General features: G+C 63.2%; 22 protein-coding genes and 2 pseudogenes. 22 read left to right on the top strand and 2 right to left on the bottom strand.

What is annotated here, in order from left to right:
- Nucleotides 1-3: 3 nt before the first annotated feature.
- From O7A60_RS03805 to O7A60_RS03765, 9 genes are all read left to right on the top strand, one after another.
- Nucleotides 4-1,101, top strand: coding sequence for a Gfo/Idh/MocA family protein (locus O7A60_RS03805; RefSeq protein WP_337105085.1), 1,098 nt, complete (start codon nt 4-6; stop codon nt 1,099-1,101).
- Nucleotides 1,102-1,175: 74 nt separating this feature from the next.
- Entirely contained in the window at nt 1,176-2,090 is a 915-nt protein-coding gene (locus O7A60_RS03800) for a sugar phosphate isomerase/epimerase family protein (protein WP_337105084.1), read from the top strand.
- Nucleotides 2,091-2,146: 56 nt separating this feature from the next.
- On the top strand, nt 2,147-3,091 hold the full coding sequence (locus O7A60_RS03795) for a sugar ABC transporter substrate-binding protein (RefSeq protein ID WP_337105083.1): 945 nt from the start codon (nt 2,147-2,149) through the stop codon (nt 3,089-3,091).
- 43 nt (nt 3,092-3,134) lie between these two features.
- Nucleotides 3,135-4,154 (top strand): ABC transporter permease, encoded by a 1,020-nt coding sequence (locus O7A60_RS03790; protein ID WP_337105082.1) that lies wholly within the window; start codon nt 3,135-3,137, stop codon nt 4,152-4,154.
- Nucleotides 4,155-4,156: 2 nt separating this feature from the next.
- Nucleotides 4,157-4,939, top strand: a complete 783-nt coding sequence (locus O7A60_RS03785) for an ATP-binding cassette domain-containing protein (protein ID WP_337105081.1) — start codon at nt 4,157-4,159, stop codon at nt 4,937-4,939.
- 10 nt (nt 4,940-4,949) lie between these two features.
- Entirely contained in the window at nt 4,950-6,131 is a 1,182-nt protein-coding gene (locus O7A60_RS03780) for an aldose 1-epimerase family protein (protein WP_337105080.1), read from the top strand.
- A gap of 85 nt (nt 6,132-6,216) precedes the next feature.
- The gene (locus tag O7A60_RS03775) at nt 6,217-7,299 is read left to right on the top strand and encodes a fatty acid desaturase family protein (RefSeq protein WP_337105200.1); all 1,083 of its coding nucleotides are present in this window, start codon (nt 6,217-6,219) and stop codon (nt 7,297-7,299) included.
- Between the two features lie 28 nt (nt 7,300-7,327).
- The gene (locus tag O7A60_RS03770; protein WP_337105079.1) at nt 7,328-7,639 is read left to right on the top strand and encodes a MocE family 2Fe-2S type ferredoxin; all 312 of its coding nucleotides are present in this window, start codon (nt 7,328-7,330) and stop codon (nt 7,637-7,639) included.
- Between the two features lie 58 nt (nt 7,640-7,697).
- The gene (locus tag O7A60_RS03765) at nt 7,698-8,498 is read left to right on the top strand and encodes a 3-methyl-2-oxobutanoate hydroxymethyltransferase (protein WP_027141523.1); all 801 of its coding nucleotides are present in this window, start codon (nt 7,698-7,700) and stop codon (nt 8,496-8,498) included.
- Here O7A60_RS03765 and O7A60_RS03760 read toward each other — a convergent pair.
- Both O7A60_RS03760 and O7A60_RS03755 read right to left on the bottom strand, forming a co-directional pair.
- On the bottom strand, nt 8,463-9,980 hold the full coding sequence (locus O7A60_RS03760) for an HAL/PAL/TAL family ammonia-lyase (RefSeq protein ID WP_337105078.1): 1,518 nt from the start codon (nt 9,978-9,980) through the stop codon (nt 8,463-8,465). The genes O7A60_RS03765 and O7A60_RS03760 overlap by 36 nt on opposite strands.
- Nucleotides 9,977-10,978 carry an ornithine cyclodeaminase family protein gene (locus O7A60_RS03755; RefSeq protein ID WP_337105077.1) on the bottom strand — a complete coding sequence of 334 codons (1,002 nt, stop codon included), beginning with the start codon at nt 10,976-10,978 and terminating at the stop codon, nt 9,977-9,979. The genes O7A60_RS03760 and O7A60_RS03755 overlap by 4 nt, the downstream gene beginning before the upstream one ends.
- 115 nt (nt 10,979-11,093) lie before the next feature.
- Here O7A60_RS03755 and O7A60_RS03750 point away from each other — a divergent pair, with 115 nt between their 5' ends.
- The 13 genes and pseudogenes from O7A60_RS03750 (at nt 11,094) to O7A60_RS03690 (ending at nt 23,654) form a co-directional block, all read left to right on the top strand.
- Nucleotides 11,094-12,557 carry a DHA2 family efflux MFS transporter permease subunit gene (locus O7A60_RS03750; RefSeq protein WP_337105075.1) on the top strand — a complete coding sequence of 488 codons (1,464 nt, stop codon included), beginning with the start codon at nt 11,094-11,096 and terminating at the stop codon, nt 12,555-12,557.
- 240 nt (nt 12,558-12,797) lie between these two features.
- Nucleotides 12,798-13,784 (top strand): ABC transporter permease, encoded by a 987-nt coding sequence (locus O7A60_RS03745; RefSeq protein WP_337105074.1) that lies wholly within the window; start codon nt 12,798-12,800, stop codon nt 13,782-13,784.
- Nucleotides 13,785-13,872: 88 nt separating this feature from the next.
- Nucleotides 13,873-14,568: pseudogene (locus tag O7A60_RS03740) on the top strand (sugar ABC transporter substrate-binding protein); the annotation flags it as partial.
- Nucleotides 14,490-14,750 (top strand): annotated as a pseudogene (locus O7A60_RS03735) (ABC transporter permease); the annotation flags it as partial. The pseudogenes O7A60_RS03740 and O7A60_RS03735, both read left to right, overlap by 79 nt.
- 60 nt (nt 14,751-14,810) lie before the next feature.
- A complete protein-coding gene (locus tag O7A60_RS03730; protein WP_337105073.1) occupies nt 14,811-15,128 on the top strand; it encodes a hypothetical protein in 318 nt (105 codons plus the stop codon).
- Nucleotides 15,125-16,177, top strand: coding sequence for an SMP-30/gluconolactonase/LRE family protein (locus tag O7A60_RS03725; RefSeq protein WP_337105072.1), 1,053 nt, complete (start codon nt 15,125-15,127; stop codon nt 16,175-16,177). Before O7A60_RS03730 ends, O7A60_RS03725 begins: the two co-directional genes overlap by 4 nt.
- A complete protein-coding gene (locus O7A60_RS03720; RefSeq protein ID WP_337105071.1) occupies nt 16,177-17,673 on the top strand; it encodes a sugar ABC transporter ATP-binding protein in 1,497 nt (498 codons plus the stop codon). The genes O7A60_RS03725 and O7A60_RS03720 overlap by 1 nt, the downstream gene beginning before the upstream one ends.
- 398 nt (nt 17,674-18,071) lie before the next feature.
- Nucleotides 18,072-18,482, top strand: a complete 411-nt coding sequence (locus tag O7A60_RS03715) for a carboxymuconolactone decarboxylase family protein (RefSeq protein WP_337105070.1) — start codon at nt 18,072-18,074, stop codon at nt 18,480-18,482.
- A 146-nt stretch (nt 18,483-18,628) separates the two neighbouring features.
- Entirely contained in the window at nt 18,629-19,465 is an 837-nt protein-coding gene (locus O7A60_RS03710; RefSeq protein ID WP_337105069.1) for a metallophosphoesterase family protein, read from the top strand.
- Complete coding sequence (locus O7A60_RS03705; protein ID WP_337105068.1) at nt 19,462-20,619, top strand: ABC transporter ATP-binding protein; 1,158 nt, start codon at nt 19,462-19,464, stop codon at nt 20,617-20,619. The genes O7A60_RS03710 and O7A60_RS03705 overlap by 4 nt, the downstream gene beginning before the upstream one ends.
- Nucleotides 20,612-21,535: a carbohydrate ABC transporter permease gene (locus tag O7A60_RS03700; protein WP_337105067.1), complete on the top strand. Its 924-nt coding sequence runs from the start codon at nt 20,612-20,614 to the stop codon at nt 21,533-21,535. Before O7A60_RS03705 ends, O7A60_RS03700 begins: the two co-directional genes overlap by 8 nt.
- Nucleotides 21,532-22,362 (top strand): carbohydrate ABC transporter permease, encoded by an 831-nt coding sequence (locus O7A60_RS03695; protein WP_337105066.1) that lies wholly within the window; start codon nt 21,532-21,534, stop codon nt 22,360-22,362. Before O7A60_RS03700 ends, O7A60_RS03695 begins: the two co-directional genes overlap by 4 nt.
- Nucleotides 22,363-22,388: 26 nt before the next feature.
- A complete protein-coding gene (locus tag O7A60_RS03690; protein ID WP_337105065.1) occupies nt 22,389-23,654 on the top strand; it encodes an ABC transporter substrate-binding protein in 1,266 nt (421 codons plus the stop codon).
- Nucleotides 23,655-23,696: the final 42 nt, after the last annotated feature.

Raw genomic sequence — 23,696 nt, 5'->3', positions numbered from 1 at the left:
GGCATGACAGACAAGGGCTTCGAGCCGGACGTGAAGGTCCGCACGAAGGAATATCGGATCGGCTGCGTCGGCGCCGGCATGATCATGGGCGAATGCCATTTGGCTGCCTACAAGGAGGCGGGATTCCCGGTGGTGGCGATCGCCTCGCGCACCAAGGCGAATGCGCAAAAGGTCGCCGACCGTTGGAGCATCTCGACCGTCCACGATACGCCCGAACAGCTGATCGAGGACGCAAACGTCGAGATCATTGACCTCGCCTTTCCGCCCGACCAGCAGCCGGCGCTGATCCGCCATGCGCTGAAGCAGAGCCACATCAAAGGGATCCTGGCACAGAAGCCATTGGCGCTGTCGGTTGAGGAAGCCGTCAGGCTGCGCGACGAGGCGGCGAAGGCCGGCAAGATCCTCTCGGTCAACCAGAACATGCGCTACGACCAGTCGATGCGCGTGTTGAAGCAGATCATCGACAGCGGCGCGCTGGGCGACATCGTCTTCGCACAGATCGACATGCATGCCATCCCGCACTGGCAGACCTTCCTTCAGGGCTATGACCGGCTGACACTCGCCAATATGAGCGTGCATCACCTCGACGTGCTGCGCTTCCTGTTCGGTGATCCCGACGAGATCACGACGCTGACGCGCAAGGATCCGCGCACAAGATTCGACCATTCCGACGGCATCACCATCTCGACCTTGCGCTTCCCATCCGGCGTGCTTGCCGTGTCGCTGGAGGACGTATGGTCGGGTCCGCGCCAGGACGGCTACAAGGACGATCAGCACATCAACTGGCGCGTCGACGGCACCAAGGGCGTCGCCAAGGGCACGATCGGTTGGCCGACGGGTGCCGCCTCGACACTGACTTACGCCTCGGCCGAGACGACCGGCGGCGAATGGATCAGCCCAAGCTGGGAGACGATGTGGTTCCCGCATGCCTTCATCGGCGTGATGGAGCAGTTGCAGCACGCCGTGAAGACCGGCACGCCGCCGGCGCTCACCGTCGCCGACAACGTCAAGACCATGGCGCTGGTCGAGGCGGGCTACCGCTCGATCGCGTCGGGCCGCACCGTCAAGCTCTCCGAAATCTCGACAAACTCAATCAGCTGAAGTCACCGGCAGCTGAAATCACCGGCACCTGAAATCACTGGCAACTGAATCGCTTACTGGGAGGAATTCACATCATGATGCAGGCAGGCATTTTCACGGGCTATTTCCCGTACGGTCTCGAAGAGACGGCGAAGAAAATCCGCGGGCTCGGTTTCAACACGGTGCAGCTCGACCTGCATTTCAGGGATGTCGACCTGTCGGCCGGCCAGATCACCAAGGACAAGGCCAAGCAGGTGCGCGACGTCTTCCGCGACCACAACCTGCCGGTCTGCTGCGTGTCGGGCTACACCAACATCATCCATCCCGACAAAGCCGAGCGCGACAAGCGCGTCGGCTATCTCAAGGAGATCATCCGCAACGCGCGCGCGTTCGGCTCGCCTTACGTGATTTCGGAAACCGGCACCTACAACACCGAATCCGACTGGGTGCATCACCCCAAGAACAAGACCGAGGAAGGGTTCGAGGAGTGCCGCAAGGTGATCGCGGACCTCGCCCAGACGGCCTATGACCACGGCGCGGTTTTCCTGCTCGAAACCTATGTCAACAACGTCGTCGGCTCGGTCGAGGAGACGGTGAAGATGTTCGCGCAGGTCGACCATCCCGGCCTCGGCCTGCTGATGGACCCGACCAACTATTTCGAGACCCACAACATCGACCGGATGGATCAGATCCTGAACCAGGTGTTCGACACGCTGACCGACAAGATCAAGATCGCGCACGCCAAGGACGTCAAGCGCTCGGGCGACGACAAGTCGGAGAAGCATGCCGACATCGGCGACGCCGACGCGATGGAAAGCCACACCTTCCGCGGCGTCGGCGAGATCGAACTGCCGGCGCCCGGCCTCGGGTCGCTGAACTACGACCTCTATCTCCAGCGGCTGGCCGAGAAGCATCCGAACATCCCTGTGATCATCGAGCATCTGTCGGAGGACGACGTACCGCGCGCCAAGACATTCCTCGATGGGAAATTCCGCGCCAACGGCCTGTGATGGCCGGCCGCGCCGCCCGGCGCATGGCGGCGCGGCTTCAAACAAGGGAGGAAAGAATGTTGAAATTCGCATTGAAATTGGCGGCCGCCGCGACAGTGCTCGCCGGCGTTGCCCTTGGCACGGCGGCGCAGGCGCAGGACGGCCAGAAGACCTTCTATCTCTTGTCGCACGGCGGCCCGTCGGATGCGTTCTGGATCGACTGGAACGCCGGCGCGACCAAGGCCTGCGACCAGCTCAAGGTGACCTGCAAGATCTCCTTCAGCGGCGGCGACATGGCGGCACAAAAAGAGGCATTCAACTCGGCACTCGCCGCCAAGCCCGACGGCATCGCCACGACGTCGGCGCAGCCCGGCCTGTGGACCGAAGAGGTGAAAGCGGCAAAGGCCGCCGGCACCCCGATCGTGTTCTTCAACACCGACGATCCGGCGACAGGACGGCAGGCCTATGTCGGGGCCGACCTCAGGGAAGCCGGCGTCACCTGGGCCAAATATCTGGTGGACCACAAGATGGTGAAGCAGGGCGACAAGGTCTTCCTGCCGGTCGAGGTTCCCGGCGCCAGCTACCAGCAACTCGAGACCGAGGGCATCGCCAGTGTTTTCGATCCGTTGGGGATCAAATATGACGTGGTCGACTGCGGCACCGATCCGGCTGGCATCATCGCCAAGATGACCGACTACATGGTCGCCAACAATCCGCCGGCGATCATCGCGCTCGGCGATTCCGTGGCGGCTAGCGTCAAGCGCGTCTTCGATGGCGCCGGTGTGCCGGCAGGCAAGATCCCGGTCGTCGGCTGGGGCAATTCCAAGGAGACGGCGCAGGCCGTCAAGGACGGCTTCGTCAACGCCGCCGCCTGGCAGTACCCGTCGGCGCAAGGCTTCATGCCGGTGGCGCTGCTCGGGCTTGCCGCCTCTGGCGAGCCGATCGGCTACGACGTCCACACTTTCGGTCTCTACGACGCCTCCAGCGTCGAGCCGATCCTGAAACTCTACGACAAGAAATGAGAAAACAAGCGCCCGCAGCGAAGGCGGCGGGCGTCTTTCAAGCATGGTCCAAGCAGTCATGACAATTGCCGCAGAAGACGACGCGCCGAGAGTGAGGGGCAGATCGCGCCTAATGCGCTCGCCGCAATTCTCCTCCTTCGTCATCCTCATCATTTTGCTGGCGGTGTTCGCTGTCGCCGACGCCAATTTCCTGTCGCCGCTCAACATCTCCAACATGATGGCATTCCTGCCCGAGCTCGGCATCATCGCGCTCGGCATGACACTGCTTTTGACGGCAGGCGAATTCGATCTTTCGGTAGGCGCGGTGTTTGGACTGGCGCCAGTGGTGGTGATGCTGCTGGTGCAGAATGGCGGGATGGATATCGGCGTCGCGCTTCTGGCCGGACTCGTGCTGTGCATCGCGATCGGCGCGATCAACGGGCTGATCGTCACCAAGATCGGCATCTCCTCCTTCCTGGTGACGCTGTCGATGCTGCTCGTCGTGCGCGGGGCAGCGCTCTACATCACGCAAGGCTTTCCGCTGAAATCCTGGGACCAGCCGGGCTTCTTCGTGACGCTGCTCGCCGGCAGCTTCAACATCGGTTCGTTCCGCTTCTATACCTCGCTGTGGTGGTTCATCGGCCTGTCGCTGTTTGCCATCTACATCCTGCGTTACGCCAAGCTCGGCAACTGGATCAGCGCCATCGGTTCTAATCGCAACGCGGCGGTGGCGCGCGGCGTTCCCGCCGACACCGTCAAGATCTGGCTGTTCATCGCGACCTCGGTGCTGGCCGGCCTTGCCGGCATGATCAGCGCCTTCCGCATCTCGGCCGCCTCGCCCGTGGCCGGCACCGGCTATGAGCTGGAGGTGATCGCCATGGTGGTGGTCGGCGGCACGGCGCTGACCGGCGGACGCGGCACCATCCTTGGCACAATCGTCGGCGCGCTGATGCTGCGCGCCATCCGCAACGGCATCGTGCTGATCGGCGTGCCGGGGCTCGCCTACAACATCTTTGTCGGCCTTATCATCCTCGCCATGCTCATCCTGCACGCTTTGCTGCAGAAGAACGCCGCAAGGGGCTGACGATGATGCAAGAAGTACTTCGGCTGCAGAACCTGCAAAAGTCCTTCGGCAGCGTGCGGGCGCTGAAGAATGCCTCGCTGACACTGCGGGAAGGCGAGGTGGTGGCGCTGCTTGGCGACAATGGCGCGGGCAAATCGACGCTGATCAAGGCGATCTCGGGCGTGTTCCCTGTCGACCGGGGCGATATCTTTGTGCGTGCCGAGAAGGTCTCGATCCGCTCGACGCGCGATGCGATGGACCTCGGCATCGAGACCATCCACCAGGATACGTCGCTGGCGCCGGACCTCAGCATCGCGCGCAATCTTTTCCTCGGCCGCGAGCCGGTCAATTTCGGTTGGCTCGGCGTGTTCGCGCCGCTAGATCTCGCGAAGCTGCGCAAGGCCGCTTCCGAATTGCTGAAACGCGTTGGCATTTCCAAAAAACTCGACGCCGACGCGCTGGTCTCGACGTTGTCAGGCGGCGAACGTCAGTCGATCGCCATCTCGCGCGCCATGCAGTTTGCAGCCAAGGTCATCATCCTCGACGAGCCGACCAACAATCTCGGCGTCGAGGAAACCCACGGCGTGCTGCGTTTCGTCAAGGAGGTGCGCGACGCCGGCCATTCGGTGCTGCTCATCACCCACAACATCCACCATGTCTTCCAGGTCGCCGACCGCATCGTCCTCATGCGGCGGGGCGAGATCGTCGCCGAACAGACGGTCGCCGACACCGATCTTCTGACCGTGGAGAGCATCATCACCGGCGCCGACATGTCGGCCTTGCTCAGGGAGGCGAGGGCAAAGTGAAGGGCGTCGCATGGTAGAGCTTTACGGCAAGACGCTGTCGCGCCGGCAAGTGGCCGAGCGATCAGGCATGCTGTCGCAATTCGCCGGCGTGCGGCTGATGACGCTCGGCGACGGTGTGGAGCGCGGCATCCGCATGCTGGAGTTCCGCACCGGCTCGGGCCTGCGCTTCACCGCGCTGGTCGACCGGGCGCTCGATATCGCCGATTGCGACTATAGGGGGCAGGCGATCGGCTGGCATTCGCCGAGTGGTTTCCGCAACCCTGTTCTGCATGAGTATGAAGGGGAAGGGGGGCTGGCCTGGGCGCGCTCTTTCTCCGGCCTGCTGGTCACTTGTGGGCTCGACCATATTCTGGCCCGTGAGGACGTGCCGGCCGACAACTACAATTATCCGGGCAGGAAGACAGTGCTCCATTCGCTGCATGGCCGTGTCGGTACGATCCCGGCGCGGCTTACGGGTTATGGCGAGCGTTGGGACAGCGACCGCTGCGTGCTGTGGGCCGAAGGCCTCGTCCAGCAATCGGCGGTGTTTGGCGAGGATTTGCATCTCATCAGGCGCATCGAGGCCGATGTCGGCGGCAACGAAATCCGGCTTTCCGATCGCGTCGTCAATCACGGCTTCAACCGCACGCCGCATATGTATTTCTACCACGTCAATGTCAGCCATCCCTTGCTGGATGAGGGCTCGCGCTATCTGGCACCGATCCGCGACGTCGTCTGGGCCGGCCATGCCGGCGAGCGCTACGAGGCACAGGGGGTCGGCTATCGTACGGCGCCGGCGCCGCAACCAAGCTTCAGCGAGCAGGTCTGGCAGCATGAGATGGCTGCCGATGCCTATGGCGAGGTGCCGGTGGCCGTCGTCAACGACCGTCTTGGGCTCGGTCTCGAACTGGTGACGCGCAAGGACCAGTTACCGTGTGCCTATCAGTGGCAGAATTTCCAGGCCGGCCAGTACGCGCTGGGCATAGAGCCATCGACCCACCACGTCCTCGGTGATCTCGCCGCCCGCGAGCGCGGCGAGATGATCTGGCTGGAGCATGGCGAAAGCCGGACGTACGACGCGGTGTTCCGGGTTCTCGATGGCGCCGGTGAGATCGCAGCGGCCGAAGCCAGGATCGCGGCTATCGCCCGACAGCCCGCGCAGGATTATCCTCGGCCTTCCGGAAACTTTCCAAGACTGGCCGGCAGGACATGAGTGCGACATTTATCCAAAGCAAACCCTCCGGCGGGCGGACCGGATTGCCAGCGGTGCGCGACGGTTGGAGGTCAGTGTGACGACGATGGCAAAGAAGCGCGACTACAGCCTTGTCGGCGAAAGCACCAGGGCGGCGATCGAGACCGGGCTTGCCTCGGCCGAATGGTACCATACCGACGTCCCGCGCAAGGCGATGAAGGAACTGATGCAGCGTTCCGACGGGCCGGCGATCCGCGACACCGTCATCTGGATTGTCGCGATCGTCGGTTCGGCCGCCGGTATCGTCTGGTTCTGGGGTTCGTGGTGGATGGTGCCGTTCCTGTTCGTCTACGGCGTGCTCTACGGCTCGTCGAGCGACTCGCGCTGGCACGAATGCGGCCATGGCACGGCCTTCCGTACGCGCTGGATGAGCGATGTCGTCTATCACATCGCCTCCTTCATGCTGATGCGCAATCCCGTGCAATGGCGGTGGAGCCATGCCCGCCACCACACCGACACCATCATCGTCGGCCGCGATGCCGAGATCGCCGTCATGCGTCCGCCGGATCTGTTGAAGGCCGCGCTTGCCTTCACCGGCATTCTCGATTTCCGCTATTCGCTGCCGACGCTGGTGCGCCAGGCATTCGGCACGCTGTCGGAGGAGGAGAAGAGCTATATCCCCGAGATGGAACAGCATAAGGCCGTGGTCGCGGCCCGCTGGCACGTCGCGATCTATGTGGCGACAATCGCCCTCGCGATCGCGATGAGGTCATGGATACCGCTGGTGCTGATCGGTCTGCCGCGCCTCTACGGCACCTGGCACATGGTGACGACCGGCCTGCTGCAGCATATCGGCTTGGCCGACAATGTCGTCGACCATCGGCTCAACACGCGCACCGTCTACATGAACCCGATCAGCCGGTTCATCTACTGGAACATGAACTATCATGTGGAACACCACATGTTCCCGATGGTGCCCTATCATGCGCTGCCCAGGCTGCACGAACTGATCAAGCATGATCTGCCCGCGCCCAATCCCTCGATGTGGCATGCCTATCGCGAGGTCTGGCCGGTCCTGCTCAGGCAGCTGAAATACGAGGATTACTACCTCAAGCGCGAATTGCCGCCGACGGCGAGGCCCTATCGCGGCGAATTCCACGAGGTCGATCTGTCGGCGGCGGCCGAATAGCGATCGCGAATGGTTGCAGGAGATTGAGATGGCGGATTGGGTTGAAGCTTGCGCGGTGGACGATGTCGAGGACGAGGATGTCATCCGCTTCGACCATGGTGGGCGGAGCTTCGCGATCTATCGCTCCCCGGACGACGAATTCTTCGCTACCGATGGTTTTTGCACGCATGAGAAGGCGCATCTGGCCGACGGGCTTGTGATGGACGACATCATCGAATGTCCCAAGCACAATGGCCGCTTCAATTACAAGACCGGCCAGGCCAAGGGTGCGCCGGTCTGCGTCAACCTCGCGACCTATCCGGTGAAGGTCGAGGCCGGTAAGGTGATGATCCAGATCTGAAGCGGGGGCATGATCAACCGATCGGCATCGCGATGGTAACCAACAGAGGGACGTTTTAATGAGCCGAAAGAGACCGACCGTCGCCGATTTGCGCGCCATGAAGGGCAAGCGGCAGCTGACCATGTTGCGGGTGCTGACCCTGGATGAGGCGGAGGCCGCCGAACGGGCAGGGGTCGACATCGTCTCGGTGCCGCCCGAACTGGTGCTCAATCCGCAATACCGCGATGCGGCACCCAGCCTGTTCACCATGCCCGGCGACAATTTCTTCGAAATCGGCACCGCGGATGATTTCGTCCGCTGGGCCTTCCGGCTCTATAAGGCAAGCGCCGACGCGGTCTATTGCAGTGCCGGCTACGCAACCATCAAGCGGATGGCGGACGATGCCATTCCCGTCATCGGCCATGTCGGCCTCATTCCTTCCCGCGCGACCTGGACCGGCGGCTTCAAGGCGGTCGGCAAGTCCGCCGACACGGCGATGCAGGTGTTCGAGGCGGTGAAGCAACTGGAGGCGGCCGGCGCCATCGGCGCCGAGATCGAGGTGGTGCCGGTCGAGGTCGCCAAGGCGATCTCGGAGCGCACGTCGCTGATCATGCTGTCGATGGGCGCGGGCACGGGCTGCGACGCGCAATATCTGTTCGCCGACGACATCCTTGGCCAGAACAGGGGTCACATGCCCCGCCACTCCAAGGTCTATCGCAACTTCGCCGCCGAGTATGACCGGCTGCAGGCGGAACGGGTGGCGGCATTTTCCGAATTCGTCGCCGACGTCAACGGCGGCGCCTATCCCGAGGACCGGCACATCGTGCACATGGATCCGGCCGAGCTACGCCTGTTCCTCGACAAGGTCGGCCGGGGATAAGGCCGGCTGCCACACACTGCCGGCCAGTGCGGCGTGGAGTGCTTCCGCATCGACGCCGAGCGGCCGGTCCTCCTTCAGCGTCAGAACGAGCGCGCGTATCGTCGTGTGGACAGCCGATGTGCGTGGCGCCAGCGTCAACCCTTCACGCAAGTCGATTGCCTGTGCCGCCGCCATCAGTTCGAAAGCGATCAGCCGGCGCCACAGCGCGATCATGTCCGCGCATTTCGATATCGCCAGCGGCGTCTGCGTGGCATGATCCTCGACGCCTTCCGAAACCGGCAGGAAGTCGAGCATCACCGGATTGGCCTTGTGGCGGATGGCGGCCAGGATCGATGTCGCCGTCTTCTGCAACGGCACGAAGCCGGCCGAGGCGCCACCGACCGGCGACAGGTACTTGGGCAGGCCGTTGCGGCCCGAACCGGTGAGCTGGATGAAGCGGGCGGCACTTGCGGCGGCGCATTGCGCGATTGCGAGGCCTAGCGTCTCGAAGGCGAGCGAGAGCGCCGCCGTGTGGAAGTTGCCAGTCGACATCACCACGCCGTCGTCGCCCAGCACCAGCGGATTGTCGGCGGCGGCATTCAGTTCGATCTCGACGGCGCGTCTTGCCTGGCCGATCGCCTCGATCAGTGCGCCATGGATCGAGGGCATGCAGCGGATCGACAGCGGATCCTGTATGGTGGTGGGCGCCGGCGCTTCGTCGCGGGCGAGAAGATCGTGCAGCGCCTTGGCGGCTTCCTGCTGGCCGGCTGCCGGCCGCGCCATGTGCAGGCGAGGATCGAGGATGGCGCGGTTGGCGCCGATCCCTTCCATGGTCAACGCGCCAGCCTGCTGCTGTTGGGCCAGAGCCGACAGCGCGTCCGTGACAACAAGCGCGCCGCTGCCAGCGGAGACGGCGGATGCGTTGATCAGCGACAGCCCATCCTTGGGCGCCAGGCCGATGGGGCCGAGGCGGGCCATCATCAGCGCCTTGACCGCCGGCATGCGCCTTCCCTGATAATCAGCCTCGCCTTCGCCGATCAGCAGGCGAGCAAGCGCCGTCATCAGCACAAGGTCGCCGGCGCCGATCGAGCCCAGCGACGGCATCACCGGATGGACGCCGGCGTTGAGCGCATCGGCCAAGGCGACAAAGACTGGCGGGGAGAGGCCTGATCCGCCGGCCGACAACATTGTCAGGCGGGCGAGCATGGTGGCACGCACGGCCTCGACCGGCAGCGCTTCACCGACCGCGCCGCTGCGGCCTTCGAGCAGCTGGCGCTGGAAGGCGCTGGCGTCACCCTCGACCGATGTGCCGAGATTGGCGCCGAGCCCGGTGTTCAGGCCGTAGATCCGCTGGCCGGAGGCCGCGGCCTGATCGAGCACTTTTCGCGCCTTCTCCAGCCTGCCAATGACATCGGGTCCGATTTCCACCTTGCGCGCCTCGCGGGCGACGGCGGCGACATCGCCGATTCTGAGGCCAGCCCCGGTGAGGACGAGCGCGGTCATGCGAAGCGCAACCTTTGGCCGATGCCTTGCGCCTGTGCCTTGGCCAGCATCGTCTTGCCGAGCGCAATGTCGGACAGCGACAGGCCACGATGCCAGAACAGGATTGTTTCGTCGTCACTTTGCCGTCCTGGCTTGAGTCCGGCGGCGATCTGGCCGAGTTCGGCATGCAGCGTTGCTTCGCTCAGCCGTCCGGCCTCGACATGGGCGCGCAGCGAGCCGAACTTACCGCCTTTGCACTGGCCCCAATCGTCGACGACCATCTTCTGCATGATGTCGGTCAGCGACAGCTCCACCGCGCTCATCGTGCCATAGGGGACGACCAGCGCGCCCGGCTTGATCCATTCTGTCTTCAGCAACGGCTGCGGCTCGGGCAGGCGCGATGCTTCGACGACAATGTCGGCGCCCTTGACGCAGCTCTCCCAGTCGGCGACCGCAGTGACGGGTTTGCCAAGGTCGGCGGAGAGTTTTGCTGCAAAGCCATCGCGGCTTTCCGGCCGGCGCGAATGGACGCGGATTTCGTCGAAATCGAAGAGATGGTCGAGCAGGCGCACGTTCCAATAGGCGGTGCCGCGTGCGCCGATATGGGCGAGCACCTTCGAATTCTTGCGAGCAAGGTGTTTGGCGCCGATCGCGGTGACGGCGCCGGTGCGCATGTCGGTGATGACGGTGGCGTCGAGGATGGCACGCGGCGTGCCGGTGCGCGGGTCGAACAAATTGAGGATGCCGAATTCCGACGGCAGGCCGTGCAGGTAATTGTCGACATAGTCGCCGACGATTTTCACGCCGGCCGCGTCGAGCGGCGCCACGTAGCCGCGCAAGACATTGAAATGACCGTGGAAGGATGGGTCGGGTTCGAGGTGGACACGCGGCTCGATCACCGTCTGGCCCTTGCCTTGCGCAACGAGCCCGGCCTCGACCGCGCCGATGATCTCGGCATCGGTCATGGCAAGCGCTTCGATGTCCAGGGCATTGAGGTAGTCGATATAGATGGGCTTCATGCGCACGCTGTTCCTCGGCCACCCCGCCCATCCATAACAGGCCGCGGCGCGACACGAAAGTTTGTTGGCTGTTGTCTGGACGCAGTCGGCCAAATGCTGTTCAAAGCGGTCCGTCATGACCGCCATTTCCGAGACCGAAGCTTCAGCCGAACGAGCCGGGAATTCGCGGCGTGTGGCGCTGATCGTCGCCATCGCCTTTTTCATGCAACTGCTGGATTCGACGATCATCTCGACCTCGCTGCCGCAGATGGGCGCCTCCTTCGGCGTGCCGGCGGTGGCGATGAGCATCGGCATCACCGTCTACATGCTGACCATGGCGGTGTTCGTACCGCTGTCGGGCTGGCTCGCCGACCGTTTTGGCGCACGCAACATCTTCCTCGCGGCAATCGCGCTGTTCACTCTGGCTTCGCTCGTCTGCGGCTTCTCGCAGAACCTGACGGAATTCGTCATTGCCCGTGCCGTGCAGGGCCTGGGCAGCGCGCTGATGACACCGGTCGGCCGCATCCTGGTGCTGCGCAACGCGTCGAAATCCGAATTGCTCAACGCCACGGCGCTGATCACCTGGCCGGCGCTCTTCGCGCCTGTCGTCGGGCCAGTGCTTGGCGGCTTCATCACCACCTATCTGTCCTGGCACTGGAATTTCTTCATCAACATTCCGCTCGGCATGATCGGGCTGGCGCTGGTCGCCCGTTTCATCCCGGGCGACCGTGAAGCCGATGCCAAGCCACTCGACTGGCCGGGTTTTTTCCTGACCTCGCTGGGGCTCGCCTGCCTGCTCTATGGTCTCGAGCGCATCGCGCATCCGGAGGATGGCGCCTTGCCGACGGTGGGGCTGATCGTTGCCGGCGTCGTCGTCGGCTGGGTAGCGGTGCGGCATCTCCGCCGCGCGCCGCATCCGCTGCTCGACCTCTCCTCGTTCAAGGTGCAGACCTTCGCCATCTCGACGCTCGCCGCCGGAACCATCTTCCGGGTGGCGATCAACGCCACGCCATTCCTTTTGCCGCTGCTGTTCCAGGTCGGCTTCGGGCTATCGCCGGTCGATGCCGGCATGATGATCCTAGCCTATTTCCTCGGCAATCTCGGCATGAAGACGGTGACGACGCCGACGCTGCGCCGCTTCGGCTTTCGCTCGGTGATGGTCGTCAACGGCATCATCGCGTCCGCATCGATCATGGCGTGCGCGGCGGTCTCGCCGCAGACGCCTCAGGCCCTGGTGGTGGCGCTGATGCTGATCGCCGGCCTGACGCGCTCAATGCAGTTCACCGCGCTCAACACGCTGGCCTTCGCCGATATCGCGGCTGGGCAGCGCAGCTCCGCGGCGACGTTATCCTCCATGCTGCAGCAGGTGGCGATGCTGTTCGGCGTTGCCGTGGCGGCGGCGATCCTCAACCTGTCGCAGATCGCCAGGGACCGGCCGGCGCTCGATCTCGTCGATTTTCGAGCAGCCTTCCTGGTGATCGGCGTCATCGGACTGGTTTCGTCGTTCCGTTTCCTGGGGTTGCCGAAGACCGCCGGCGCCGAGGTCTCGGGCCATATTGCCCGAACTGAAATCGAATTTTCCCGCCGACCGCAGGATTAAATCCGTCTTCGCCTTTCGCCTTGGTGCTGTATCTCCGCAGGCACGGACGATGACACAAACAATTGCCAAAAAGCGCAGGAGTTTCCGGGCATTGCGCCAGATTCGGCAATCACTGCGTCCACTTTGCGAATCTCATCGCCAGACCGCCTTTTGAACGCGGATTCATTTGACGAAGCGGCACTGAGCCGATTAGCTTTCTCTTCCAGGGACGGCGGCGCTGCCACCGGGTGAAAGCAGACAATGAACATGGGCGGCTGGCTGAACTTCAGGAGCCTGAATCAGGAAGGCATTGTCTTTGCCATAGCGGTGGTGCTGTTCGTTGCCGCGGCTATAGGCCTGCCTGGCTTCATAGATCCCAACAATCTCGTCGCCATCGTCCGCTCGGTCTCGGTGCTGGGTATTCTGGCGCTGGGCATGGCGGTCGTCATCATCGGCCGCGGCATTGACCTGTCGGCGGTGGCGATCATGGCGATGTCGGTCGCCTGGTATCTGCAACTGCTCAATACCGGAACGCCGGATGGGCTGGCCTTCACCTATGTGCTGGCCGGCGTGCTCGCCATCGGCCTGCTCAACGGCTTTCTCGTCGCCTACGCCGATGTGCCGGCGATCTTCGTCACGCTGGCGACCGGCTCCTTCGTCTTCGGCTATGTCCGTTCGCAATTGATCACCCAGGACGCGGTGCCGGTGCCGCAGGGCCATTGGGTGGAACTGCTCGGCGGCCTGCGCTTCCTCGACGTCCCGATCGAGGTGTTCGTCTTCGCGGGTCTCGCCTTCCTGTTCTTCCTGTTCCTGCGCTACACCAAATGGGGCCGCTATATCTATTTCGCCGGCGACAATCCGGTCGCGGCACGCAATATCGGCATCCCGGTACGGCCGATGCTGGTGCTGCGCTATGTGCTGTCCGCTTTCGTGGCACTGATCGCCGGCCTTTTGACCGCGGCCAGCCTGCATTCGATCAACACGCGTGTCGTCAATTCGACGCTGCTCTACGACATCGTGCTGGTGGCGGTGATCGGCGGCATCGGGCTGTCGGGCGGGCGAGGCGGGGTGCGCAACGTGCTGGTCGGGGCAGCACTCATCGGCGTCCTGCTCAACGCCATGACCATCATCGATATTCCGCTGCTCTACCAAAACCTGATCAAGGCGGCGATCCTGCTTGGCGCCATCATCGTCGACGGCATCATCAATCCACGTGACGAACAGACAGCGCAGCAGGGCGACATTTAGAGCAGATGGGCTAGCCCATCTTGCTCGGGGTACCCGGCGCGATCGGGGGCGATCGGCCGGCAATGAAAACCGAACCAGAGGATGACACATGAAACTGATCAGAACACTCATGGCGGCGGCCACGGCCCTTGCCGTCACCGCCTTCGCGGCGCCGACCTTCGCCGCCGACGATCCAGGCCCCGCTGCCTATGCGCAAGCGCTGAAAGGCAAGCGCGTCATGCTGGTGCCGCTGGCGATGGGCTTCGACCTGGCACAGGGCTGGGCACATTACCTGAAGAAGGAGGTCGAGGCCTGGGGCGGCACGTTCGAGACGCGCGATCCGAACTGGGTGGTCGATGCCGGAGCGCAGGCGATCACCGATGCGATCTCGTCGGACACGAGGCCCGATGTGCTGATCATCCATGCGCCGGACCTTAACTCCTATTCCAAGCTGATGAAGAAGGCGCAGGCCGCCGGCACCTATGTGATCCTCGTCGACAATCCGGCGAATTTCCCCGCCGACGCCTTTGTCGGCAGCGACTGGGACCGGCTCGGCCAGCTCGAAGCCGAAGCCGCGATCAAGGGCTGCGGCGAGAACTCGTCCAAGAAGATCGGGCTGGTGCAGGGCGACCAGGCCAACTCTTCCAGCCTGTACCAGTATGCCGGCATCATGAAGGTGCTGGACAAGCATCCCGACTTCAAGGTCGTGGCCAAGCCCGACTCCAACTGGGACGCCACGACCTCGCGCAACGTGACGACGACCATGCTGCAGCAGAACCCGGACATCTGCTCGATCATCGACTTCACGATCCCAGGGACGGTTCCACGAAGACGCTGCTCGATGGCTACCGCTACACCAATGGTGTCTGCATGGCGCATGACGGCAAGTCGCTGTTCTTCGCCGAAAGCTGGGCCTGCCGGGTGCACCGCTATTGGCTGGAAGGGCCGAAGGCCGGCACCGCCGAATGCGTCATCCGCGACATGCCGGGTTATCCCGACAACATCAACCGGGCGTCGGACGGCAATTACTGGATGGCGTGGCTGGGCATGCGCACGCCGAGCTTCGACCTCTCGCTGCGCCATCCCGACATGCGCAAGCGCATGACGCGCCGGCTGCCGCAGGACGAATGGCTGTTTCCCAACATCAACACCGGCGGCGTGGTGAAATTCAACGAGAAGGGCGGCATCGTCGAGGCGATGGGCGACTTGACAGGCGGTGCGCACCCGATGGTCACCTCGATGCGCGAGCACAAGGGATATCTCTTCGTCGGCGGCATCCTCAACAATCGCATCGGCCGCTACAAAATTGCCAGCGCCGACCCGAGCTGGACCAGCCCCGCCTCCTACTGGGGAGCGAAGCCATGATCCTCGATCCGATCCTGGATATGTTTCGTGGCAAGGCGGTCACCATCCCGCCGCTCGACGGCGCCTTCCGCCCCAACACGCGGCTCGATGATGCGCCGGCGTTCGCCGAGCTGACCGAGCCGGACAATCTGCTGGTTGCCGATGGCCGGCTGCTGGCCTCAAGCGGCAACGCCGTCTACGCGATAGTTGCTGGTGTGGAACCTGCCGTGGTCGAGACCTTTCCGTCACCAGTCACGGCGCTGACGCTGTCGCCTTCAGGCGAACTGACGGTGGGGCTGGAGAGCGGTAAGCTGTTGATTGCGGGCAGGGAGTTGTCCTTGCCGGCAGGGATTGGCTGCATCACCGCGCTTGCCTATGCAGGAGATGGTACGCTGTGGCTGGCCAATGGTTCGGCCGAATTCGCGCCGTCGCAATGGGCCGCCGACCTGATGAAGAAGGGCGCGTCCGGTTCGCTTTGGGCGCGGGCGGCGGGTGGCGAGTTCCGCAAGGTGGCTGGCGACATCGCTTTTCCCTATGGACTTCACATCCTTGGCAGCGATGTGCTGGTCAGCGAAAGCTGGCGCCACCAGCTTGTCCGTTTCGATGGCGCGACCGGCAACCGCTCGACGGTGCTGACGCATCTGCCCGGCTATCCCGCGCGGCTGTCGCCTGCTGGCGATGGCGGGGCGTGGCTGACGCTGTTCGCCCCACGCAACCGGCTGATCGAATTCGTGCTGCAGGAGACGCATTACCGTCAGGACATGATCGACCAGGTGCCGCCGGCCTACTGGATTGCCCCGGCGCTGGCATCAAACCGCAGTTTCCTCGAGCCGCCGCAATGCGGCGGCATCCGCACGATGGGCATTCACAAGCCGTGGTCGCCCAGCCGCTCCTACGGGCTGGTGGTCCGGCTCGACCGGGAGATGCAACCACAATTCAGCCTGCACAGCCGCGCCAACGGCACGCGCCACGGCATCTGCAGCGTGGTGGAGAAAGGCGGCGAGCTGTTCATTGCTTCCAGGGGTGGCGATTGCGTGCTGGCCGTCGACCTTGCCTCGGGAGGTTTCTGATGGAACCGATCGTTCGCCTCGAAAACGTCACCAAGAATTACCGCGGCGTGCCCGCGGTGAAGAACGTCAGCTTCGAGCTACGCAAGGGCGAAATCCATGCGCTGCTCGGCGAGAATGGTGCCGGCAAGTCGACACTGACCAAGATCATCGCCGGTGTGGTCGATGCCACGTCGGGCAAGATGTTCCACAAGGGCCGGGAGACAGCCTACGCCTCGCCGCATGCGGCGCTCGAGGCCGGCATCGCCATGGTGTTCCAGGAGACCAGCCTGGTGCCGTCGATGACGGTGGCGCAGAACCTCTATCTCGGTACCGAAAAATTCCTCAACCGGCTGCGCGGCACGTATATTTCAGCACAGCAGTTCCTGCAGTCGCTGAATTTTCCGGTCGATCCCAACGCCATGGTGGCGACACTGGGTGCTGCCAAGCGGCAGATGGTCGAGATCGCGCGCGCCGTGCACCACAATGCCGAGATCATCATCTTCGATGAACCGACGGCGACGCTGACGCCGGAGGAGAAGCGGCATTTCTTCGCGCTGATCCGGCGGCTGAAGGCGAACGGTGTGTCGATCGTCTTCATCAGCCATGCTCTCGAAGAGGCTCTGATGATCGCCGACCGCATCACCATCCTGCGCGACGGCGAACTGGTCATCACCGACGACACATCAACCTTCGACCGCGACAAGATCGTCGCCGCCATGGTTGGGCGCACGCTGTCGGGACAGATTTACCGCCAGCGCGACGAAGCCAAGCTGCACAAGGCCGGCAAGAAGGTGCTCTCGGTGCAGGACATCTCGATGAGCAATGTCGTGCGCAACAATTCCTTCTCGATCTTCGAAGGCCAGATCACCGGCGTTTTCGGGCTGATCGGTTCCGGCCGCACCGAGACCTTCAAGATCGTGTCGGGCATCTACAAGCGCGATTTTTTGCGCGGTGGGGCGATCGAGCTGGACGACAGGCCGGTGCGCTATCTCGTACCGAGCGAAGCGGTGGCGGACGGCATCGTCTATGTCACCGAGGATCGCAAGAGCGAAGGTATCTTCGAGACGATGGGCATTGCCGAGAACCTGTTCGGCGGGCTGCTGGCGGCAGGCCGCCAACAGGCGTGGGTGATCAACCAGCAGGAGATGCGTCAGCTTTCGGCCGAATGGACCAAGACGCTGAACATCAAGGCGATCAACGACAATGCGCGCGTGGTCGAGTTGTCCGGCGGCAACCAGCAGAAGGTGGTGATCGGCAAGGGGCTGGTACAAAAGCCGCGCATCGTCATATTCGACGAGCCGACGCGCGGCGTCGATGTGGGCGCAATCGCCGAGATCCACCAGATCATCAACAGGCTGGCCGACGAGGGCCTCGCGGTCGTTGTCATCTCGTCCTATTTGCCGGAGATCATGAACCTGTCGGATCGCATTTTGGTCTGTCGGCAGGGCCGCATCGTCGAGGAGTTTTCCCCGGCCGAGGCGACGGAGGAGAAGATCATGTACGCGGCGGTGCATTAGGGTGTGTTCGAGGAATACCCGATATGTCTGACAATCTTTGCTGCAGACTTCGGAGATTAGCCGACAAGACGATCACTTCGTCATCCTGGGGCGAAGCAAGGAGCGAAGCGACGCGGCGCAGACCCCAGGATCCATGCCGGGACTCCGGTGCGTTGCCACGGGGCAGGATTCTGCTCCGCTGCGCTCTACAACTAAGGTCGCGGCATGGATCCCAGGGTCTCCGCGACGGAGCTTCGCTCCTGCTTCGCCCAGGGATAACGAAATTTTAGGTGCTTCGGCCAACCTTCAAGGTCCCGTGCATTGAGCGCCAAAACTGAGTCAAAAAAGTTGGTTAGCCGTATTTGCTCGAGACGTGATTCAACGGCCTAATTCATCGATCCAAACGAAAGGACCAGACCATGGCCACCACAAAACTCCTCAGCGATGCCGAGGTGGAGAAGATCCCGGTAGTGAAGGCGGTGTTCGACGACATCAGGGCGACGCGCAAATCGGACTTCGTCAACAATTTCTGGCGGGGGCTCGCCAATGATCCGGCGGCGTTGAAGCGCATCTGGGAGCAGCTGAAGGTGGTGATGGTCGCCGACAGCGCCATCGACCCACTGACCAAGGAAATGATCTACATCGCGGTATCGACGGCCAATGGCTGTTCCTACTGCGTTCATTCGCACACGGCGGCAGCGCGAGCCAAGGGCATGACCGATGTACAGCATGGCGAACTGGTGTCGATCATCGGGCTCGCTGGCCAGACCAATCATCTGGTCACGGCGATGCAGATCCCTGTCGATCCGCAATTCGAGGTGAAGAGCTAATCTGGGAGTCAGCCGGCCAATCGGCGTGGAAGGAAAATTTGCCCCCAGCCTGTTAAGGAAGTGACATGTAACGGCTCTAAGGAGACCCCACGCGAAGTCGCTCGCCGGTGGTTTTTCCGGCAGCCGGCTCTCGCAGTGGAGCCGGCATGAAAATCGTCCAGATCACCGATACCCATTTCAGCCCGACCAAGCCGCATTTCAACGGCAATTGGCAGCCGCTGGCCGCCTGGATCGCGCAAAACGGCGCCGATCTCGTCATCCACACCGGCGACCTCAGCGTCGATGGCGCCGACAAGGATGCCGACATCAGCTTCTGCATGGACCTGATGCGGGAGATTTCGGTCCCGATGCTGCTCGTGCCTGGCAATCACGATGTCGGCCATCTGCCCGGCTCGTTGCAGCCGGTCAATGCGGAACGTCTTGAGCGCTGGCGCCGGCTGGTCGGTCCCGATTACTGGATGGAGGACGCTGGAAACTGGCGATTTATCGGCCTCGACAGCCTGCTGATGGGCTTTGATGATGCCGAGGAAGAGGCCCAGTTCGAATGGTTGCGGACTGTGCTGGAAAGCCGCGGCGGCCGGCGCGTCGCGCTCTTTGCCCACAAGCCGTTGTTCATCGATGAGCCGGGTGAGGGCGACACCGGCTACTGGAGCGTTCGGCCGACGCAGCGCCAGCGTCTTTATGACCTGATCGGTTCCCATGATGTTGCATTGTTCGCCAGCGGTCACCTGCACCGGGCATGGCAAGGCAAATACGAAAACACCGCGCTGGTATGGGGGCCATCGGCAGCCTTCGTTGTCGGCGCCATGGAGCGCGACATGCCGGGCGAGCGGCTGCTCGGTGCGGTCGTACATGATTTCGGCGACGCAGTCACCAGCGAGATCGTCGCAATCCCAGGTATGAGCGTCCATGTCCTCGACGACGTGGTCGAGGAGGTCTACCCGCACGAGGCGCACAAGGTCCGCAGGAAGGTCGCATCATGAGCGCGCTCTCGCTTCGCGATCTGAACAAGTCCTTTGGCGGCAATGCCGTCCTGAACGGCGTCAGCCTCGACGTCGAAGCGGGCGAGTTCATCGCCCTGGTCGGCCCCTCGGGCTGCGGCAAAAGCACCTTGCTGCGCATTCTGGCGGGGCTTGATCATGCCGACAGCGGCGAGATTTTCGTCGGCGGCAAGGACATGTCGGCGGTCGCCGCGGCCGATCGCAACATCGCCATGGTGTTCCAGTCCTACGCGCTCTATCCGCATCTGACGGCCAGCCAGAACATCGCGGTTCCACTGGCCATGAAGCGGCTGAGCCGGACGCAGCGGCTGCCGCTGGTAGGCTCGGTCCTGCCGGGCCAGAAAGAGGTCCGCGCCGGGATTTCGCGCGATGTCCACGAGATGGCGACAGTGCTGAAGATCGACCATCTGCTCGACCGCAAGCCGGGACAGATGTCAGGGGGGCAGCGGCAGCGCGTGGCCTTGGCGCGCGCCATGGTGCGCCACCCCAGCATCTTCCTGATGGATGAGCCGCTTTCCAATCTCGACGCCAATCTGCGCGTCCATGCCCGCGGCGAGATCGTCGAACTGCACCGCCGTGCCGGCGTGCCGACGCTCTATGTGACGCATGACCAGGCCGAAGCGCTTTCGATGGCCGATCGCGTGGCGGTGATGATTGGCGGCAACCTGCTGCAGCTGGCCGCGCCCGAAGCGATCTACAACGATCCCGCCCATATCGAGGTTGCGCGCTTCGTCGGCCAGCCGAGGATCAACATCATACCGGCACGCGCCGAAAATGGCCGTGTCGATTTCATGGGCATCCGGCTGGCCTTGCTGGAGAAGGTGGCGAATGGCCCGGTCAGCCTCGGCATCCGGCCTGAATTCGTCAAACTGTCTCCCAGCGGGCGGAGCGGCCTTGCCGGGCGGATCGAGCGTCTGGAATTCCTCGGGTCGGAGGTCGTTGCCTATTGCCGCCTCGACGCGACCGGCGACATCATCATCGCCAAGCTGGCGCCGCACGAGGCGAGGGAGCTCATTGCGGGAATGCCGGTGGGTGTCCTTCTGGCACCTGAACAGGCCATGGTCTTCGGGCCGGAGGGAAGGCGGCTGCGCACGGCGAGTGCCGCGCCCACACGCCAGGAGCCGGCCTATGTCTAGTATCGCGCTGGCGGGCAATGTCCCGAGCGCCGCAGCCCTCCACAGGCGCAGCGAGGATCGCACCGCCTGGCTGCTGGCGGCTCCCGCGATCGTGCTGTTGCTGCTGTTCGTGCTGCTGCCGGTGGTTGCCGTTATTTTTCTCGGCTTCACCGATTTCGAGCTCGGCTATGGCAAATTTCGCCTGGTCGGCTTCGAGAACTACGCGCATCTCCTGACCGACCGCACCTTCCGCAGATCGCTGTGGAACACGTCAGTCTATACCGCGATCGTTGCGCCGGTCTCGATCGTGCTCGGTCTCGGCGTTGCCTTGCTGATCGAAGGCGAACCGCGCGCGCGCGGCTTCTTCCGTACCGTCTATTTCCTGCCTGTGGCTTCGCTGATCGTCGCCATGGCGACTGTCTGGCAGTACCTCTTCCATCCGACGATCGGACCGCTCAACGCGCTGCTTGCACTGGTTGGTATTCCCGGCCCGAACTGGCTCGGCGCCTCGAGCACCGTGCTCTACAGCCTGTCGATCATCGGCGTCTGGCAGTCGGTCGGCTTCAACATGGTGCTGTTCCTGGCGGGCCTGACGGCGATTCCGCGCGAACTCTATGCCGCCGCACACGTCGACGGCGCGAAATCGGCGCTCGACCGGTTCTTCCTGGTCACCTGGCCGATGCTCGGACCGACGACGCTGTTCGTTGTCACCATCAGCATCAGCAACGCGGTGAAGGTCTTCGAAACCGTGAAGATGCTGACCGACGGCGGCCCTAACAAAGCCTCCGAAGTGCTGCTGTTCACCATCTACCAGGAAGGTTTCGTCTATCTGCGCGTCGGCTATGCCTCGGCAATGACGGTTGTCTTCCTGGCGATCCTCGTCGTGCTGATGCTTCTCCAATACCGCGTGCTCGACCGGCGGGTGCACTACACATGACCAGCATTCCGGCCGGCCGCATCATCCGTTTCGCGCTGCTTTCGCTCGGCGCACTGATGATCCTTGCGCCTTACATTTTCATGATCTCGACCGCGGGCAAGACGCAGAGCGACATCTTCACCTCGTCGCTGTCGCTCATCCCCGAGCATTTCTATTTCGCCGAGAATTTCGCCAAGGCGCTGAGCAAGGTGCCGATGGCAACGCTGCTGTGGAACGGCGTTGTCGTCTGCGGCCTGATCTTCTTCTTCCAGGTGCTGGTCGCCATTCCTTGCGCCTACGCCATGGCCAAGCTGAAGTTCCGCGCCGCTCGGCTGATGATGGTGCTGGTCATGCTCGGCCTGCTGGTGCCGATCCATGCCACGGCGCTGCCGCTCTACGTCGCCTTCGACAGGATGTCGCTGCTCAACAGCTACACCTCGCTGGTGGCGCCGTTCACCATCTCGGTGTTCGCGATCTTCATGTTCCTGCAGTTCTTCCGCGCCATGCCCGACGACCTCATCCACGCGGCGCGGCTCGACGGCATGTCCGAACTCGGCATCGTCGCGCGCGTCATCGTCCCCAACGCCTGGCCGGCCGTCACCGCGTTCGCGATCTTCTCGGTGGTCGCGCACTGGAACGATCTCTACTGGCCGCTGATCGTCGTCAGCAAGCAGGCCTACGCCACGCCGCCGCTCGGCCTGATGTATTTCCGCGCCGCCGAGGCAGGCGACGACTATGGCGCGCTGATGGCCGCCACGCTGATCATCACCCTTCCACTCGTCGTCGCCTTCCTGTTCGCACAGAAGCGCTTCGTCGAAGGCATCACCATGACCGGTCTCAAAGGCTGACCGGGTCGAACCAGGAGCACGAGCATATGACGCAACCTCCCAGGATTCTCGCAGCGGCGGCGGTTTCGCTGGCGTTCGCCCTTCCGGCCTATGCCGACACGACGCTGACGGTTCATTACCCGATGCCCGGCTTCTTCAAGAACGTGATGGACACGATCTCGAAGAAGTTCATGGAAGAAAATCCTGACATCAAGATCCAGTTCGCCAGCCCGTCCGCAACCTATGAGGAAGGCATCCAGACCGTCCTTCGCCAGGCCGGCACCGACGAAATGCCCGACATCACCTTCATCGGACTCAACCGCCTGCGGATGCTCAACGAGCGCGACGTTGCCGTCGATCTTGGCCCGTTGGTCAAGAAGGAAGGCAACATGGCGGAGCTCGGTTTCTCAGACACGATCCTGAAGCTGGCGCAGGTCAACGGCAAGCAGGTCGGCCTCGCCTTCGCCACCTCGAACCCGATCATGTATTACAACGCCGACCTGGTGAAAGCCGCTGGCGGCGATCCGGACAATCCGCCCAAGACCTGGGACGAGGTCATCGCGCTCGGCGGCAAGATCAAGGCGCTCGGCAACGGCGTCGACGGCATCGATTTCCGCTGGCAGGGCGACGACTGGATGTTTTCGGCGCTGCTGTTCGGCGCCGGCGGCAAGATGCTGAGCGACGATGAAAGCAAGGTCGCCTTCAACGGGCCGGAGGGCGAGAAGGCAATGGAAATCCTGCAGCGGATGGTGAAGGAGGGCGGCATGCCGGTCTTCACTAAGCCGGCTGGCGAGCAGGCCTTCGCGGCCGGCAAGGTCGGCTTCGAATTCCAGACCACCGGCGCCCTGGTCAACACCATCAAGAATGTCGGCGACAAGTTCACGCTGCGCACGGCCAAGATCCCGCTGATCGATCCAATCAACGGCCATCTTCCGACCGGCGGCAACGCCGTGGTCATCCTGACCAAGGATGCGGCAAAGCAGGACGCCGCCTGGAAGTTCGCGAAATTCGCCGCTGGTCCTTACGGCGCGTCGGTCGTCGTGCCGGGCACGGGCTATGTCCCCAACAATGAGCTCGCGGCGAAATCGCCGGAATATCTCGGCGATTTCTACAAGAAGAACCCGCTCTTCCAGGCCGGGCTCAGCCAGATGCCGCGGATGATTCCGTGGTATGCTTTCCCGGGCACCAACGGTGTGAAGGTGACGCAGACCATCGTCGACAACCTGTCGCGGATCGTCGACCAGTCGGCGACCCCGAAGGAAGCGCTCACTGACGCGGCAAGCGATGTCGAAAGCATGCTGCCGACGCAGTAAGGGCTGTGCAGGGTATCGCCGCGCCAATGGCGCGGCGGTCCC

The organism is Mesorhizobium salmacidum (SeqCode), from assembly GCF_037179605.1.
Classification (GTDB): Bacteria; Pseudomonadota; Alphaproteobacteria; order Rhizobiales; family Rhizobiaceae; genus Mesorhizobium; species Mesorhizobium salmacidum.
Note: the sequence above shows the minus strand (reverse complement) of the source record. Positions and strands in the feature narration are given on the sequence as shown.